At 68.1% G+C, this 17,128-nt stretch carries 14 protein-coding genes; 5 read left to right on the top strand and 9 right to left on the bottom strand.

Annotation, left to right across the window (positions count from 1 at the left end; translation table 11 throughout):
- Window positions 1–24: 24 nt before the first annotated feature.
- The 3 genes from EU555_RS02485 to EU555_RS02475 are packed head-to-tail and all read left to right on the top strand — an operon-like array spanning window position 25 to window position 5,158.
- Window positions 25–2,238 (top strand): hypothetical protein, encoded by a 2,214-nt coding sequence (locus EU555_RS02485; protein ID WP_135412842.1) that lies wholly within the window; start codon window positions 25–27, stop codon window positions 2,236–2,238.
- On the top strand, window positions 2,238–3,284 hold the full coding sequence (locus tag EU555_RS02480; protein ID WP_135412841.1) for an ATP-binding protein: 1,047 nt from the start codon (window positions 2,238–2,240) through the stop codon (window positions 3,282–3,284). The genes EU555_RS02485 and EU555_RS02480 overlap by 1 nt, the downstream gene beginning before the upstream one ends.
- Window positions 3,281–5,158 carry a TniQ family protein gene (locus tag EU555_RS02475; protein ID WP_281041268.1) on the top strand — a complete coding sequence of 626 codons (1,878 nt, stop codon included), beginning with the start codon at window positions 3,281–3,283 and terminating at the stop codon, window positions 5,156–5,158. The genes EU555_RS02480 and EU555_RS02475 overlap by 4 nt, the downstream gene beginning before the upstream one ends.
- A gap of 12 nt (window positions 5,159–5,170) precedes the next feature.
- On the opposite strand, the gene EU555_RS02470 is transcribed toward EU555_RS02475, so the two are convergent.
- From EU555_RS02470 to EU555_RS02450, 5 genes are all read right to left on the bottom strand, one after another.
- Window positions 5,171–5,836: a hypothetical protein gene (locus EU555_RS02470; protein ID WP_135412839.1), complete on the bottom strand. Its 666-nt coding sequence runs from the start codon at window positions 5,834–5,836 to the stop codon at window positions 5,171–5,173.
- An 888-nt stretch (window positions 5,837–6,724) separates the two neighbouring features.
- A complete protein-coding gene (locus EU555_RS02465; RefSeq protein ID WP_342636459.1) occupies window positions 6,725–7,735 on the bottom strand; it encodes a type I restriction enzyme HsdR N-terminal domain-containing protein in 1,011 nt (336 codons plus the stop codon).
- 363 nt (window positions 7,736–8,098) lie between these two features.
- Window positions 8,099–8,374: a hypothetical protein gene (locus EU555_RS02460; protein ID WP_135412838.1), complete on the bottom strand. Its 276-nt coding sequence runs from the start codon at window positions 8,372–8,374 to the stop codon at window positions 8,099–8,101.
- Between the two features lie 344 nt (window positions 8,375–8,718).
- The gene (locus tag EU555_RS02455) at window positions 8,719–9,222 is read right to left on the bottom strand and encodes a GNAT family N-acetyltransferase (protein ID WP_425375072.1); all 504 of its coding nucleotides are present in this window, start codon (window positions 9,220–9,222) and stop codon (window positions 8,719–8,721) included.
- Window positions 9,207–10,823 carry a glucan biosynthesis protein G gene (locus EU555_RS02450; protein ID WP_135412837.1) on the bottom strand — a complete coding sequence of 539 codons (1,617 nt, stop codon included), beginning with the start codon at window positions 10,821–10,823 and terminating at the stop codon, window positions 9,207–9,209. Before EU555_RS02450 ends, EU555_RS02455 begins: the two co-directional genes overlap by 16 nt.
- A 746-nt stretch (window positions 10,824–11,569) precedes the next feature.
- Here EU555_RS02450 and EU555_RS02445 point away from each other — a divergent pair.
- On the top strand, window positions 11,570–12,736 hold the full coding sequence (locus EU555_RS02445; protein ID WP_135412836.1) for a type III PLP-dependent enzyme: 1,167 nt from the start codon (window positions 11,570–11,572) through the stop codon (window positions 12,734–12,736).
- 181 nt (window positions 12,737–12,917) lie between these two features.
- Window positions 12,918–13,454, top strand: coding sequence for a GNAT family N-acetyltransferase (locus EU555_RS02440; protein WP_135412835.1), 537 nt, complete (start codon window positions 12,918–12,920; stop codon window positions 13,452–13,454).
- A gap of 82 nt (window positions 13,455–13,536) precedes the next feature.
- Here EU555_RS02440 and EU555_RS02435 read toward each other — a convergent pair whose 3' ends face one another.
- The 4 genes from EU555_RS02435 to paaG all read right to left on the bottom strand — a co-directional run bounded on the left by EU555_RS02435 (window position 13,537) and on the right by paaG (window position 16,900).
- Window positions 13,537–14,166: a TetR/AcrR family transcriptional regulator gene (locus EU555_RS02435; protein WP_135412834.1), complete on the bottom strand. Its 630-nt coding sequence runs from the start codon at window positions 14,164–14,166 to the stop codon at window positions 13,537–13,539.
- Between the two features lie 29 nt (window positions 14,167–14,195).
- Window positions 14,196–15,530 (bottom strand): phenylacetate--CoA ligase PaaK, encoded by a 1,335-nt coding sequence (gene paaK, locus EU555_RS02430; RefSeq protein ID WP_135412833.1) that lies wholly within the window; start codon window positions 15,528–15,530, stop codon window positions 14,196–14,198.
- A 108-nt stretch (window positions 15,531–15,638) separates the two neighbouring features.
- Window positions 15,639–16,100 (bottom strand): hydroxyphenylacetyl-CoA thioesterase PaaI, encoded by a 462-nt coding sequence (gene paaI / locus EU555_RS02425; RefSeq protein WP_245524089.1) that lies wholly within the window; start codon window positions 16,098–16,100, stop codon window positions 15,639–15,641.
- On the bottom strand, window positions 16,097–16,900 hold the full coding sequence (paaG, locus tag EU555_RS02420) for a 2-(1,2-epoxy-1,2-dihydrophenyl)acetyl-CoA isomerase PaaG (protein ID WP_135412832.1): 804 nt from the start codon (window positions 16,898–16,900) through the stop codon (window positions 16,097–16,099). The genes paaI and paaG overlap by 4 nt, the downstream gene beginning before the upstream one ends.
- Window positions 16,901–17,128 lie beyond the last annotated feature (228 nt).

The raw sequence follows: 17,128 nt of genomic DNA, 5'->3' as shown, positions 1-17,128 counted from the left end.
CATCCGGGAAGGAGAGGTCGATACATGCCGAACAAGCGACTTTACCTCACGCTCAACGACCGCGTCCGGCGGAACGGCGAGTGCTACAGGCCAGCCGAGCGCCTCGAACAGGCGTGGGTGCTGATGCACGTCGTCGACGGCGAGATGCTCGTCGACGACGACGACGCGTGGCACCTCACCGACAAGCGCCAGCAGGAGCTTCGGGACGCCAAGGTCATCGCCGTCGACGAGAACTACTTCTCGGCGGCCGGGAGGGACCTCGCCCTCCGCGACGACGACCTGCTCCTGCACGACCTGACCGACGCCGAGTTGCGGGCCATCGCCTGGAAGGTCGAATGGTGCACGCGCTGGAACCGGGCGCGCGCCGGGCTCGACGGCCGCGACCGGAAGCCCGCCCTCACCCCCAAGGGTCTCGCAGGCTTCATCGAGGCCGAGCGCGAGGCCGTCCACCAGTGGTACATCGACAGGTACGACATGCCGCGTCCGCTCGGACGCGACATCGTCGGGATCCAGCGCAAGACCTACGACTATCCGGGCCCGACGACGCTCAGGGAGTGGATTTCCGAGTTCGAGGACGCGGGGTTCAGGTCGAGCGCCTTCAAGCCGGGCTACGGCCGCTGCGGGAACCGCAAGCAGCTCGACGGCCGGGTCCTCAATATCATCCAGCAGCGTGTCGACGAGTACGCGAGCCGCGGCTGCCCCGCCAAGGACGACGTCTTCATGGATGTCGATGCCGACGTTCGGAGGCTGAACAGGGAGCTCCCGAAGGACGCGCAACTGTCCGTGAACGAGCGGGCCGTCCGCCGTCGCGTGAACATGCTGCCGCCGGTGACCGTCGACGCGGGCCGGCTCGGGACCGACGTCGCCGGGCGTAAGTACACACCGGTCGGAGAGGGATTGCGGACCTTCAACGGGCTTGAGGTCATCGAGCGGATGGGCCGCGTCGAGATGGACGACTGGGAGATGGACCTCTTTGCCATCCTCAACGACGCGGAGGTCTACGACACGCTGACGCCGAAGCAGCGCGAGCAAGCGAGGAAGCTCGACCCCAAGGTCCGCTGCACCGTGACGGCCGGCATCGACGTCGTCACGCGTTGCATCGTCGCCCTGAACGTCACGCCGGGAAAGCCTTCCACGATGGGCTCCCGGCGTGCCCTCCACTCGATGTTCATCGACAAGACCGGCTGGGCCAGGCTCGCGAAGGCCACCTCCGAATGGCCGATGACGGCGAAGTCGCGCGAGATCGCGACCGATGGCGGCCCTGCCTTCGAGGGCGACTTCCGCGACACCGTGCGGCGCTGCGGCATCACCCACCGCTACCCCGGCGGCAACCCCGCCTCGCGCGGGCACATCGAGTCGTTCTTCCGGAGCCTGAAGGGGTTCTGCCGGATGTTCACGGGGCAGGCCTTCGCCAACGTGGTCAAGCGCGGCGACTACGAGGCCGAGGGAATGGCCAGCGTCATGGCCCACGAGGTCGAGATCCTGCTCGTCCGGTACATCGTCGACGAATACCACCGGCGGCCCCATTCGGGCCTGGGCGACATGAGCCCGCTCTCGGTCTGGGAACGGTCGACCAACGAGCTCCTGACCGCGCCCGACGAGGTGCAGAGGCACGCGGCGTTCGGAATCCGCAAGCGGAACCTGCGCATCCGGGCGCCGGGCGTCAGGTACATGCACGTGGACTACAAGCACCCGAAGATGGGGCTCCTGTACGGCTTGGTCGGGCGCCGCGATCTCACCGGCGTCATCAACCCCAACGACCTGGGCACCATCCTGGTGCTGGTGCCCGAGGAGGCCCGGCGCGCCATCGGCGCCGAGGGCGACTTCATGGCGTTCAAGGCGGACGAGTTCCGCGGCGTGCCGCTGACGCGGCTTGAGCACTACAACGACGAGATCAAGCGGTTCGCCGCCGACGAGGCCGCCGACGGGCGCAGCGTCAGGCACGAGGCGCGGCAGTTCATCAAGCGGGCGGCCGAGGAAGCCCGCATCCGCGCCGGCGCACCGTCCGACGTCATGACGAACGACCAGCACCTCGCCTTCCTCGAACGGTTGGAACGGGCCGGCGACAGGGCGTCGTCTCCCCGGGCCAAGCCGGAAGGGGCGCCGATGTCCGCCGCGGACGAGCCCGACACGCTGGGCGTGTCCATCGCGAGGAAGCCCGGCTCCGGCCGCGTCGCCGACCCGGCCAAGCCGGCCACCCGAAAGTCCGTCAACCGCTATCGTGACGAGGAACGGTGATGACCACGCGACCCGAAACCGTCATCGCCCCCGCGATGGATGACGACGACTACTTCCGGGGCGTCAGCGCCGGCATGCCCGAGGGCAGCCGGCGCGTGATCGACGGCCTCGCGAAGGTGAAGTCGGTCTACGTGAGGTGCGACCGCGATGACGCCCTCCTCACGGGCTTCAACCGCTTCCTGGAGCGCTACGTCGCGACGCGCCAACTCCCGCGGCAAGAGGCTGAATGCTTCTTTCTCGTGGGGTCGAGCGGCGCCGGAAAGACCTTCGCCATCGACCGCATGCTGGGCGAGCACGATGCGCTGAGGCCCGTGCAAGGGCCGTACGGCCTAGCGCCGCGCTATGTCTCGATCAAGCTCAAGGGCTACAGCCATCCGCGTCTCGTCGGCACCCATATCATTCGGGAGGCCGGTTACGGAATGGTCGCGGACATGGGACGCGGCGAGGTCTGGGACAGGATGGCCGGCATCCTACGATCCCAGGGGGTGTTCCTCGTCCACGTCGACGAGGCCCAGCACCTCTTGAAGGGGAACGCGTCGAAGGAAGAGCGCGACGAACTCGCGAACGCCATCAAGGGCGTGGCCATCGACACGAAGTGGCCGGTCGCGTTCGTGTTCTCCGGCCTGCCCGATGTCCTGAAGCTGCCCGTCGGCGACCAGCAGGTCGAGCGACGGGGGCACTTCGTCGGTTTCGCCGACGTGGAGATGCCCGGCGAAAGGGACCTCGTCCTCAAGATCCTCTCCGAGATGGGCGAGCCGGTCGGCATCGGGTCGGATCACCTAAAGGAAACCGACTTGCCCGAGCGGCTCGCCTTCGCCGCACGATACCGCTACGCCCGCATCTGCCAGCTCGTCGAAGGGGCCTTGCAGGAGGCGCTCCACTGGCAGCGGACGAAGCTGACCCCGGGCCACTTCGCCGTCGCCTTCGAGCGTCGCTCCCTCGCCTACGGCAAGGACGACAAGAACCCGTTCCTCGCCGAGCACTGGCGCGACTTGCGACAGGGTTCGTTCCTGACCGTCGATGACGCGCCGGCGCGGTCATCGTGACCGGCGGCGCAACCCCCGGGGGCCTTTCGGGCCGGTTCCTGAACCTCGGGCACCCATTGCAGCCGAGGGAACCGGCGATGGGCTATGCCGCCCGCCTCGCCGCCCTCAACGGCGTGGGCCTGCGCACCCTTCTCAAGGACATGTCCATCGACCTCGATGGCCTCGGACGTGGGGACGGGCGCGCGCTCGACGCCTTGGCCGAACTTCGCCGGCTCGACCGGCAAGGGAGGCTTGCCCTCGGGCGACATACCCCGACGCACGACGTCGGCGACAAGGCCGCCACGGTCGGCACGGAAAGGTTCCCACCCGGATCGGTCCTGGCCTCCGCGACGCGGATCTGTCCGCATTGCGTCGCCGAGGATCTCGCCATGTTCGAAGGCCCCGCTAGGGCCCGTCCGTGGTCGAGGCTCGAATGGGTGCTGGACCCGGTGAGGGTCTGCCGCCGTCACGGGTCCGTCCTGCTGCATGTCGAGGCCGATGCGACCCTCCGGGCCGGTCACGACTTCTCGGGAACGCTCGCCCGCCAGGTTCTCCCCGTGCTGGACCGGCTTCGGATCGAGGCGGTGCCTTCCTCTGGCACGGCCTTCCCGACTTGGTTCGTCGCTAGGCTCGACGGCACGCGGGATGCGGGCAACTGGCTGGACGACGCACCGCTGCCCGCCGCCTCGGCATTCTGCGAGGCACTCGGGATCTCCGTCCTGCACGGGCCGGGAACGCACCCCTCGTCCTTGGGAATGGCGGACCTCGCACAGGCAACGGAACAAGGATACAGGATCGCCTCGCAGGGTCCGGGAGACGTCGAGGCCGCCCTGGACGACATCGTCGGACGGCATCGACCTGGCAAGCGTGGCTCCGTCGGGCACGAGAAGGTCTATGGACGCGTCCACGTGGTCCTGCGGACCAGCCTGAAGGACGCCGGGTTCGAGAAATTCCGGCATGCCCTTCGGGAGCACGCCTTCGCAAGGCTCCCGATCAGCCCCGGCACGCCCTTCCTCGGAGTGCGGCTGGGCGAGAGGCGCGTCCACACCCAGAGGAGCGCCGCGTTCTCTTCCGGCCGCTCGGATGCCGGGCTTCTCCGCCTGGTCGGCGCGGAACCGCAAGCGGGCGGGCGGCGTCTCCGGATCGCCGTCGCGGACTTCGCCGCCATCGTCGCGACCGTCGACGACCACCTCACGGCCAAGGACGTCGCGGCCAGAACCGGCTTCTCGGTGAAGCAGGTCGGCCACTTGGAGGAGGCAGGCCTGCTGCCGGTCCTGCCGGAGGCCGACCGGAACGCCGGCTCGAAGCGCCGCTTCCTCCGGCCGGACGTCGACGCCTTCATGGCACGGCTGTTCCGTGATGCCGTGCCCGTGGCCAACCCCGCCGAACCGCGCATGGCCGTCGAACGGATCGCACGGACCATCCGCGTGGGCATCGTCGAGATCCTTCGGCTCGTCCTCGACGGCCGTCTCGCCTGGGTGGGGCGCAACACGACCGGCGAACGCTGCGACGACCTCATCATCGACCGCGACGAGGTCCTCGGGGTGATCCAGGGCGAGGGTTCCGGCGACGACGTCACGGAGCGGGAGGTCGTCGCCATGCTGGGGGGCGTCGATCCGCGGAACCTGTGGCGGCTGGCCAAGGCAGGCCTGCTGGAATGGTCCCCCCGGTATCGCCCGCGCGATCCGCGCTCGGTCAGGGCGTTCACGAGGGCGAGCGTCGAGGCGTTCGCCGCCGAGTACGCTACCCTCAAGGAGATCGCCGACCGCATGGGCCTGGCGCCGCACCAAGCCATGCGGCGGCTGGACGAGGCCGGCATCGGGGACGCGGCGAGGTACGACCAGGTCCACATGAAGCTCTACAGGCGCCGCGACCTACCCGCCGACGCCGCCTGACCCGTCGCCGGGTCAGTGCATCCCGGGAGCTGCCGGCCCATCGGCCAGTTCGAGGCTCGCCGACGGATCGTACGACACCTGCATGATGCCGAATGCCATGGCGGCGCAGCACATCCGGCAGGCGTCGTACCGAAGCTGGAAATCGGCCGCCGCCCACGCATCGGCCGTGACCGGGGCGTCGCCCGAGATGTCTGCCCGGAGGAGGTCGAGCTCACGCCGGACGTGACTCGCGTCGAACTTGACCACCGGTACGCGGGAGGCGAAGTGTTCGAGCATGCGCGGATCGACCGGGACCTCGTGGTCGTCGAAGCGGAACCAGCGCAGCCCCGTCGCCGGGTCCGGCGGCGGGACATTGTCGCGCTGCGCGCAGATCGACATCATGCCGACGACGCTCTCGATGGCCTCCGCCCGCGTGGCGACGGGCTCCGGAGTGCCGACGATGGTGGGGACCCCGGGCGGCAGTCCCTTGAATTCAAGGTCGGCATGCCAGCCGGCACCCACCTGGTAGAGGTGGACGCCGGACGCCTTGGAGAGCTGCCAGTACGCCTCGGCGGCGGCGAAGACGTTGCTGCGGGCCTCGACCTGCACCCCCGTCACGTCCACGAGCTGGCCCTTCAACTGCCTTAGCAGGGCCGCCGCCTTCGCCCGGTTCTGCGGAATGTAATGCTTGTAGCCCATGGCGACGCCTCGTCCTGCCGCCCGCGAAAGCGCCGGCCGGTCGAGGAATTTTCCGGTCCCGGGTCGCAACCCACAAACCGCCAAGGGGCATCGCACGTCAGGTTGCATGACCTGAAAAACGAAGTGCGGAACATTGGTGCACTAGGCAGGTGACTATGGTGTGGAGGCTGCCGCCACATCTAGGCGCTCAAAGCGGATCAAAGGGTCGGCTATCATCAATCGCCGACGCGGTATCTCGGTGCGACACACCGAAGGCCCGCGTCGGCGAACAGAGAGCAGACATGGCCGCCACCGCTCGGCGGCGGCCATGTCGCACCGGAAGGCGAGCCGTTCCGTCTTCCTTGCTTTCGGCTTCCCTTGTTTCGCCCCGCCTCTCCTTCAACCTTGGGACCGAGCGGAAGACGTCGGATGTGATCCCACCGGCGAGCAGCATCCTGAGCCTCATCCACGATGCGCTGCGGAAGCGTTTCGAGGCGGCCGAGGATCTCTGCTTCTTGTGCGACCTTGGCGCGCACAAACCTCAGCTACGGAACTTGGGCGGCAAATTTTATCGAATTGATAGGATATACGGAAATATGACTTAAGAGGTCTTTTGCTAATGCCGCATAGGTAGATGCATGTAGCAACGGTCGGTGAATACCAACCATTTCATCTGTAGCCATATCTTTGTTTAGGGCGGCAGGCCATGGCTTTAATGGAGCCAGCGGTCGACCCAACAACCAGCCGCTGGCTCATCTGTGTGACGTGTACTGATGGGATCTACAGGCAAACGTCTGGCACACCGGCCCTATCAGGCTGTAGCGTCAACGGAGACTGGAACAGCTACAGACTCGGCCTTCCGCGTCCCACCTTCGGCATAAAAGCGGGCAGTCGCGCGAAGGCGGTCGGTCAGATCGTAGATCTGATCGAGCGTATCAATGCGGATTTTTCTTCTTTTTCTTTATCAAACAGACCGACATATTTGATATTGCGATTGAAATGCAGTCGCGCCAGCGGCTTTCGATTATTGTTATCGATGATGATGCCGCAGTAGCTCTTCTGATCTCGCATAATCACACGATCCGCCTTGATGACCTCTCGGACGATCGCGCGGACGATCATGTAACCTTCACGTTCTTCCTCAGTCGTGACGATTTCCTCGTCGTCGGGAGCCACCGCGTCAAGCGGCGACAGTGTCAAATCCTCGCTATCTGCTAGCGCCGAAGATAGGCGGGCCTGTACCGCATCGCGGATGATCTCACGGAATGCGGCTTTGACCAAGGGGGTAAACTGGTCACGGACTTGGGCCGTGAACCTGCCAGTTTGCAGAGGAGCTGCGACCATTCGCACAAAATCCTCATTGGGTGCCTCTATAAGAGCGTGCAGCTCCTTTTTAATTGCGGAGGTGTATTTGAGGCGGTGTGCCGACTGTAAAATACTTTCCACATTGAATTCGTTGCGGCTAAATTTCCGCAATTCAGAAATAACAGAGACGTGCAAATCAGAAAGATCAAATATCAAGAAAGGACGGTCGTCCAGCTTGTTCGGGGACTCCAAGTCAGTATGGAAATGGAAGGTTCGACCATTCGTCAGTATCGCAAATTTCGCATCTGTAACAGAGAAATAACGGTACAGTTGAGCAAGATGCACTTTATCTAAAGTTGTCGTTATCGGCTTGCATTCAATCAGGATGCGAACTTGATTGTCTATTTTTAACGCATAGTCGACTTTTTCACCTTTTTTCCCAACTGCGTCAGCATTGAATTCGGGTATTACTTCGTTTGGGTTAAAAACATCGTAATCCAATGCTGCAAAGAAAGGCAAAACAACAGCCGTTTTGACAGACTCTTCAGTCAGCATCGCGCTTGAGTGGGATCGGACCCGTTCAGCGATCGTACGCAGCTTTTCTTCGAGGCTCATAGCAAGGCACCCCACTCGGTTCACGCACAATCCTACACATTTTTTTCTATGGAGGTAGAGCGTGGCCGGGAGCCATGACTGACTCCCGTCTAAGGTATGATATGGCTACTGTGAGCGCTGGCCGTCGGCCTTTCGGACAGAGCGTCAAGATCTGGTGCCAGCACCGGCTGAGAGCCATACCTTTCAAGGCGTTAAATGCTTGGATGCACTGCAAAAATCGACCAACTTGCAGCTAAGCTTGATGGTGCGCCCCTAGGCCGGAAACGCCCCGGATATCGGAATGTCGATCGAGAGAAAATGGCACATCGAAGTCAGATCAACTCCAGATAAATCATAGCAAAAATACCATGAGAGGCATTGGCGTCACAGCTGCCGCAGCTGCCGGTCGACGAAGGCCTGCACGGTCTCCAAGCGCTCCGACAGGCGCTCGCTCACGCACATCTGCACCGTGGTGCCGTAGTACAGCATCCCGTACTTCTTCTGCTTGTGGCAGTCGTAGAGCGGCTTGGAGTAGAGGCTGCCGGCGAGCAGCACCGGCAGGACCAGCACCTTGGCGACGGTCGCGAGGCCGGCGAGCCAGGGGCCGGGCCGGCGCGACGGCGCGGTCGCGGGCGCCCAGACGATCTCGATGGTCCGCACCTCGCGCGGCTCGGGGTGGGCCGGGAGCCGCGTTCCCGGCGCGAAACGCTCCGGCACGCGGTCGGGAACGACCAGAAACGACGCCGGCTGTGCAACGCCCCCACGGCTCTCGGCGATCATCCTGCGAAAATCGGCGCTTGTCAGAGCCATTGCTGTCACCTTATCCCGTCGTGAGGCACGATGTGCCTCGGTCACCGGGACCTGTGCTTTTCGCGTGCCAACGGCAAAATGCCGGCAACGATGCCGGATCGGCACATGTCGCTAGGGAAAGCGAGAACCGGCGGCGGGGTGGCGTGTCTCGCGGCTTTTCGGACTGTTTCAGGACGGGGCAGCGCCGAGGCGCCTCAGCCGGCCTCCCCCTCCCCGCTCCCGAGCCGCTTCTCGTAGCGCCAGGCGGTGGTGCCGTCCTCGTAATAGTCCGGCACGGTCTCGAAGCGCCGGTAGCCGGTGCGCTCGTAGAGGCGGATGCCGGCGCCGTTATCCTCGCGGACCTCCAGGCGCAGGCGGTCGCACCCGCGGGCCAGGGCCTCCGCCTCGGCGGCCTCGAGCAGCACCCGGCCCAAGCCCGTGCCGGCCCGGCTCGGCGCCACCGCGATCGAGGACAGGCGGGCGCGGCGGCTGCCGCGACGGCGCTCGATCGTGGCGGCGCCGATGAGCACCGCGCCGTCGAGAGCCACCAGCAGCGAGATCGACGGCGACCCGATCGCGTGGCGGATCGACCGGCGCTCCGCCCGGTCGGTGGCGAAGGCCGCGGCCTCGAGCGCCATCAGGGCATCGAGGTCCTCAGCGATCGCCGGCCGGATCGTCACGGCCGGCGGGTGGGAAGGACCGCTCACGCGGCCTTCCACGGATAGGTCCAGGTCTCGGTCAGGGTCCGGCCGCGGGCGCGCAGGAAGGCGCGCAGGTCCGTCGCCTGCCCGGCCTGGTCGAGCCGCACGTCGATGGCCGCGCGAAAGCCCTTCACGTGCAGGTTCGGCACCAGCGAGACCGACAGGATCCTGCCGTTCGTCGTCGAGGGCACGATCTCGACCGCCTTCGGGTCGCCGAGCCAGTAGGCGAGGTCGCCGCCGGAGAAATCGACGAGGAAGCGCCGGGTGCGGGGATCGTCGCCCTCGGCCGAGCCGCCGCTCGCCGTGGCGCGGGCCACGTAGGTGTTCACCACCCGCCCGCCGGGATGCAGGTCGTCGGTCTCGGCGAGCGCCCGGACCTTGTAGGAGAGCTCCACCGCCTCGCCGGGCCGGTAGGGCTGCTTGGGCTGCCAGGACGCCACGATGTTGTCGTGGGTCTCGTTCTGCGTCGGCAGCTCGACGAGGCGCACCGTGCCCTCGCCCCACTCGCCCTGCGGCTCGACCCAGTAGCCCGGGCGGCGGTGGTAGAACGCCTCGAGGTCCTGGTAGTCCTCGAACACCCGGTCGCGCTGCATCAGCCCGAAGCCCTTCGGGTTGCGGTCCTCGAAGGCGGAGATCCAGCGCTCCTTCGGGTTGCGCAGGGGCCGCCAGATCCACTCGCCGCCGCCGGACTGCATCAGGAGGCCGTCCGAATCGTGCAGTTCGGGCCGGTAATCGTCCGAGTGGTGACGGTCGTTCTCGCCGATGAAGAACATCGAGGTCAGCGGCGCGATGCCGATCGTCGCCAGCTCGCGGCGCGGATGCAGCGAGCAGCGCACGTCGACCACCGTCTCGTCGCCCGGATAGACCAGGAACTGGAACGCACCCGTGCAGGACGGGCCGTCGAGGAGGGCGTAGATCACCGCCCGGTCGGCCCCCTTCGGCGGCATCTCGATCCAGAACTCGCGGAAGACCGGGAATTCCTCCGGGCCGCCGACGCCCTCGACGTTGACGGCGAGGCCCCGCGCCGAGAGCCCGTAGAGCTGGTCGCGGCCGAGGAAGCGGTAGTAGCTGGCACCCAGGAACGCGATCAGCTCGTCGAGCACGCCCGGCTTGTTGAGCGGATAATGCAGCCGGAAGCCCGCGAAGCCGAGATTGACCGGCAGCGGCTTGTCGATGGTGGTGCGGCCGTAATCGAACAGGCCGGGCTGGTAGGGCACCGGCGTCGGCACGCCGTCGCGCACCACGTTCACGGTCACGGGCCGGGTGTAGAGGAAGCCGAGATGGAACAGCTGGAGCCGGAACGGGCCGTCCTGGTCCCCCAGCAGCGCCCGATCGGGCCGGAAGCGGATGTCGCGCCAGGCGTCGTAGTCGAGGGCGGCGAGCGGTGCCGGCAACGGCGCGGCGTTCGCCTCGAAGGCCGCGCCGGCGAGGGCGCGCGCGCGCCGCACCACCTCGTCGAAGCGGAAGCGCGGCGGACCGGAGGGGGCCGGGTCCGGCGGCGGCGGCAGGGCGGCCGGGCCGGGCTGGGTCGGCCCGACCTGCGCCGGGGCCGCCCGCGTCAGGGCGGCGGAGGAGAGCAGGCCGGCAAGCAGCGCGCGGCGGGAGGGTGCGGTCGTCATGATGTCCCGAGGATGAGGCGCGCGCGCTGAACGCGTGCCGGCAAGTGGTCTGTTGACACGTGGTCGGTTGACGGGTGGCCGGTTGAATGGCCCGTCCGGCGCCGCTTGAGAAGGCCCTACCGGCCGCTTGCGTTCCGGTGCGGCGGAGGCGCCGTGTCACTTTCGCCACCCTCTCGCCATCCTCGCGCGGCCGTGGGGAAATCAGGCGAAAATCCGCATTCCGGGGGTTGCGGCGGAGGGGGCCGGCCCGTATGTATCGCCCTGCCCAATTTCGCACGTGCCTGTGGCCGCGTGCCGGTTGGTGGGCATCCGGACAAGAGGCCGGACAGCCGCCAGGGGTCTTAAAGGATCGATGGTCGGGAAGGGGTGGATCCCTCCGGCCGGCATCCAGGTGGCGACACCGGACCCCGACAACAACCGGCAGCCGGAGGCAAAACCGGCGAACCCCGCTCTCCACGGGGGACGCAGCTTAAAGCAACGACGAACGGGCTTTTTTGGTCTCGTCGGCCCTCCAAAGGCCGACACCGAAGAGGCTTGTTTCTCCTTGCCCCGAGTGCGGATCGGGTTTCCCCGTTCCAAGCAAAGGCAGCTTCCGGGTGCTCTGCGCCCGCGTCGCACGGCGTGTCTCCACAGCACGTCCGCGCCGCGCCGCATCGCCCCCTGACGCCGGACGGCCGACGCGCGCCGTCTCGATCTCGACTTCGGGTTCCCGCGGGAGCCCTCTCGAACCTTTGGTGGGGATGATCATGACCGATCGCATCCGCGATTTCCTGCGCGTGCGCCGCGAGCTCGGCCGGGACGAGGGTCCCGTGATGGTCCTCGACCTCGACGTCGTGCGCGACAACTACACCGCCTTCGCCCGCGCCCTGCCCGACACCCGGGTGTTCTACGCCGTCAAGGCCAACCCGGCCCCCGAGGTGCTGCGCGCGCTCGCCGAGATGGGCTCCTGCTTCGACACCGCCTCGGTGGTCGAGATCCAGATGGCCCTGTCCGCCGGCGCCACCGCCGACCGCATCTCCTTCGGCAACACCATCAAGAAGGAGCGCTGCATCGCCCGCGCCCTCCAGCTCGGCGTGCGGCTCTTCGCCGTCGACTGCCAGGCGGAGGTCGACAAGATCGCCCGCGCCGCGGACGCGGTCAAGGTCGCCCGCGAGGACGTGCAGGTGTTCTGCCGCATCCTGTGCGACGGCGCCGGCGCCGAGTGGCCGCTCTCGCGCAAGTTCGGCTGCGTGCCCGAGATGGCGGTGGACGTGCTCGAACACGGCTACCGCGCGGGCCTCAACGCCTACGGGGTCTCGTTCCACGTCGGCTCGCAGCAGGGCAACACCGAGGCCTGGGACGGGGCGCTCGCCTCCGCCTCGATGATCTTCCGCGAATGCGCCCTGCGCGGCATCCACCTGTCGATGGTCAATCTCGGCGGCGGCTTCCCGACCAAGTACCTCAAGGCGGTGCCGGGCGTGGAATCCTACGGCGACGCGATCTTCCGGGCGCTGACCAAGCATTTCGGCAACCGGCTGCCGGAGACGATCATCGAGCCGGGCCGCGGCATGGTCGGCAATGCGGGCATCATCGAGGCCGAGGTCGTCCTGGTCTCGCAGAAGTCCGACGCCGCCGACGAGGTGCGCTGGGTCTATCTCGACATCGGCAAGTTCGGCGGCCTCGCCGAGACGATGGACGAGTCGATCCGCTACCGCATCGTCACCGACCGGGACGCGGACCGCACGATCCCCTGCGTGCTCGCCGGCCCGACCTGCGACTCGGCCGACGTGCTCTACGAGAAGACCCCGTACCCGCTGCCGATCTCGCTCGCGATCGGCGACAAGGTGCTGATCGAGGGGGCGGGCGCCTACACCACCACCTACGCGGCGGTGGCGTTCAACGGCTTCCCGCCGCTCCAGTCCTACGTGATCTGAGCGCGACTCGGCGCCCCCGGGCGCCGATCTCCGTCGGAACGATGCGCCGGGTGCCCCGTTATCGGGGCCCCGGCGTGATCGCGCCTCCACATCACCGACGAAGTCCCGGACGGCCCGCCGCGATGCGGCGGGTGCGAGGGCTGTCCTTTGCCCGTCTTGTCAGTCTCGGGAGAGTACGGCCGTGATCCAGATCCGCGACGAGCACCCCGCCGACATCGCCGACCGCGAGCACCTGCTCGACCTGTGCTTCGGCGAGGCCCGCTTCACCAAGACCTGCGAGCGCCTGCGCGAGGGACGCCTTCCGGCCGAGGGCCTTGCCCTGGCGGTCGAGATGGACGGCCGCCTCGTCGCCACCGTCCGCCTGTGGAACGTCGACGCGGGCGATCGGCCCGCCCTGATGCTCGGGCCGATCGCCGTGGATCCCGTTCTGCACGGGCTCGGCATCGGCAACCGGCTGATGCGCGAGGCGCTGGCGCGGGCCGCCGCCCTCGGCCACCGCGCGGTGATCCTGGTCGGCGACGCGCCCTACTACGCCCGCTTCGGCTTCACCCGCGAGCGGGTCGGGGCGCTCTGCCTGCCCGGGCCCTACGCGCCGGAGCGGTTCCTGGCCCTCGACCTCGTGCCGGGCGCGCTGGACGGGGCGGGCGGCATGGTGCGGGCGACCGGGCGGGTGGTGCCGTGCGCTCTTCCGGCAGAGGAGTTCCGCGTCGCGGCGTGAGCCGGTGGAGCGCCCGCTCCTCTCCCCGCCCGCGGGGAGAGGAGAACGCGCACCCCTGTTGTGAGACAAGCCCTGGTTCTGATTACCCCCCCGCCACCCGCACCTCCGTCGCCCGCTCCTCCACGATCCCCCGGGCGCCCTCGGCGATCAGACGCGTGACGAGATCGGCGTAGTCCGCCCGGGTCAGGCCGGCGCCGGGCCGGAACCAGAGGTAGTGCCAGTTGACCATGCCGAAGAACGACATGGTCACGGGCTTGAGCAAAGCCGTGCCGGCGAGGTGCGGCGCCACCCCGGCGATCGCCTCGGAGAAGAGGCGCACCAGCTCGCGCTCGCTCGCCTTCAGCTCCGCCTGGCGCTCGGGCGGCAGCAGGCCGAGGTGGTTGATCTGCACCTTGTGCTGGGCGTCGGCGTCCCGGTAGGCCTCGAGCAGCGCGGTCGCGAGGCTGCGCAGGCGCGGCTCGGGGGCGAGCCCTGGGCGGTCGGCGGCCTCGACCGCTTCCAGCAGCTCCTCGAGGTGCAGCCGGATCACGTCGAACAGGATCTCGTCCTTGTCGCGGTAATAGTGGTAGAGATTCGCCTTCGAGACGCCGCAGGCCTCGGCGATCCGGCTCATCGAGGCGCGGTCGTAGCCGTGGGCGGCGAACAGCTCGGCCGAGCGATCGAGGATCGCCCGGCGCTTGTCGTCGTAGTCGCTGGCGCGGGTGCGGGCCATGAGGTCTCGTCGCTGCTCGGATCGTGTCGCTAGTCTCGGGGACGCTGGTCGATGACGCGCCGCGCCTTGCCGAGGGAGCGCTCGATGCCACCGGGCGGCACCACCTCGACCGTCGCGGTGATCCCGATCGTGTCCTTGACAGCGTGGCAGAGCCGATCGGCGGCAGCCTCGCGCAGATCGGCGATGTCGGCCTCGGGCCGCGCCTCGACCCGGATCGTCATGGTGTCGAGCCGTCCCTCGCGGGCCAGCACCACCTGGTAATGCGCCGAGAGCGCGGGGATCGTCAAAATCTTCTCCTCGATCTGGCTCGGGAAGACGTTGACCCCGCGCACGATCATCATGTCGTCGGAGCGTCCGGTGATCTTCTCCATCCGGCGCATCGCCCGGGCGGTACCGGGGAGCAGCCGGGTCAGGTCGCGGGTGCGGTAGCGGATCACCGGCATCGCCTGCTTGGTGAGCGAGGTGAAGACGAGCTCGCCCTCCGCCCCGTCCGGCAGCACGTCGCCGGTGCGTGGGTCGACGATCTCCGGGTAGAAGTGATCCTCCCAGATGTGCAGGCCGTCCTTGGTCTCGACGCACTCGCTCGCCACGCCCGGTCCCATCACCTCCGAGAGCCCGTAGATGTCGACGGCGTGGAGGTCGAACGCCTCCTCGATCTCCTGGCGCATGGCGTTGGTCCAGGGCTCGGCCCCGAAGATGCCGACCTTGAGCGAGGAGGCCCGCGGGTCGAGCCCCTGGCGCCGGAACTCGTCGAGGATCGCCAGCATGTAGGACGGCGTGACCATGATGATGTCGGGCCGGAAATCCTGGATCAGCTGGACCTGGCGCTCGGTCATGCCCCCCGACATCGGGATCACCGTGCAGCCGAGCCGCTCGGCGCCGTAATGCGCGCCCAATCCTCCCGTGAACAGGCCGTAGCCGTAGGCGACGTGGATCAGCATTCCGGGCCGCCCGCCCGCCGCCCGGATCGAGCGGGCCACCACGTCGGCCCAGGTGTCGATGTCGGCCTTGGTGTAGCCCACGACCGTCGGCTTGCCGGTGGTCCCCGACGAGGCGTGGATGCGCGTCACCTGCTCGCGCGGCACCGCGAACATCCCGAACGGATAGTTCGCCCTGAGATCCGCCTTGGCGGTGAAGGGAAAGCGGGCGAGGTCGGGGAGGTCCGAGAAGTCGCGCGGATGCACGCCGGCCCGGTCGAAGGCGGCGCGGTAATGGGGCACGTTGGCATAGGCGTGGTGCAGCGTCTCGCGCAGCTTCTCGCGCTGCCAGGCGGCGAGCTCCGCCCGCGAGGCGGTCTCGAACCGGTCGAGTTCGCTCGCCTCCGGCACCATCCGGGCGAGCTTGCGGGGGGCGATCTGGAGCATGGCGTGTCTCCCAAAATATTTTTATAGATGCTTCTCAAGCAAACCGGTCGGATTACTTCAACCAACCACCTCAGGACGAGGTCGCGGGTGGGATGAGCGAGGGAGCAGTCACGCCCGCTCCACCAGACCGGGCGCCGCCCCACCCTCCCCCGGCAGCACCGTCCCCGGCACAATGCGCGAGTGCCCGCGGAACTCCGCCACCACGCGGCCCTCGGCATCGGTCACCGTCACGTCGTAGATCCCGGAGCGGCCCTCGCGCACCCGCTCGACCGCCCGGGCGGTCAGCACCTCGCCGCGCCGGCCCGGGCGCAGGAAGGTGACGGCGCAGTGTTGCGCCACCGCCCGCTGATCATAGGCGTTGCACGCGAAGGCGAAGGCCGAATCGGCGAGCGCGAAGATGACGCCGCCGTGGCAGCTGCCGTGGCCGTTCGTCATGTCGTCGCGCACCCGCATCGACAGCACCGCCTCGCCGGGCCCGACATGGTCGAGGCGCATCCCGAGCCCCTGGCTCGCCCGGTCCTCGGCCCATAGCGCCTCGGCGCAGGCGCGGGCCACCGCCTCCGGGCTCACCGGGACCGTCCGGTGAAGCGCGGCGCCCGCTTCTCCAGGAACGCCGCCACGCCCTCGCGGTAATCCGGAGACCGCCCGGCCTCGCCCTGCAGGTCGCGCTCGACGTCGAGCTGAGCGTCGAGGGTGTTGGTCTCCGAGGCGTCGAGGGCGCGCCGGATCAGGGCCAGGCCGTAGGTCGGCGCCTGCGCGAGCTGGGCGGCGAGCCGGTGGGCCTCCGCCATCAGATCGGCGTCGTCGATCACCCGCCAGATCATGCCCCAGGCCTCCGCCTGCTCGGCGGTGATCGGCTCGGCGAGCAGCGCCATGCCGCGGGCCCGGGCCCGGCCGGCGAGGCGCGGCAGGAGCCAGGTGCCGCCGGCATCCGGGATCAGCCCGAGCTTGGCGAAGGCCTGCAGGAACTTCGCCGAGCGCGCCGCCAGCACGAGGTCGCCGTGGAAGGCGAGGCTGGCGCCGGCCCCCGCCGCCACGCCGTTGACGGCGCAGATGAGGGGCATCGGCAGGTCGCGGATCTGCCGGACCAGGGGGTTGTAGAACGCCGCGAGGGTGCGGGAGAGGTCGGGCTCCACGTCGGCCGCGAAATTGCGGGCGGCGAGGTCCTGGCCGGCGCAGAAGCCGCGCCCGGCCCCGGTGAGGATCAGCGCCCGGCAGTCCGGATCGGCCGCCGCCTGGCTCAAGGCCTCCCGCAGGGCGAGGTGGAGCGGCTCATTGAAGGCGTTCAGCCGGTCGGGCCGGTTGAGGACCAGCACGCGGTATCCTGCATGCCGTTCCGTCAGCACGAGAGTCTCGCCCGTCTCGCTCATGGTGCCCTCCCCGTCGCGCCGTGTCGGGCCCCGCGGGGCGCCGCCGGCACGATCTATTGACCAACCGGACGGTAAATTATAAAGCTGTGCGGGCGAAGTCAAACGCGGGTGACGTTAGCCGAACGCCAGGGTGGACGGGGCGCCCGCGGACTTGCAAAGCAGCACGTCGCGGCCGCAGCAGGGCCCGCGACGCCGGCGACCGGACACCAACCGGCGCGGCCCGCAAAC

The sequence above is a fragment of the Methylobacterium nonmethylotrophicum genome, assembly GCF_004745635.1.
Taxonomy (GTDB): Bacteria; Pseudomonadota; Alphaproteobacteria; order Rhizobiales; family Beijerinckiaceae; genus Methylobacterium; species Methylobacterium nonmethylotrophicum.
This window is presented reverse-complemented; position numbering and strand designations above follow the sequence as displayed.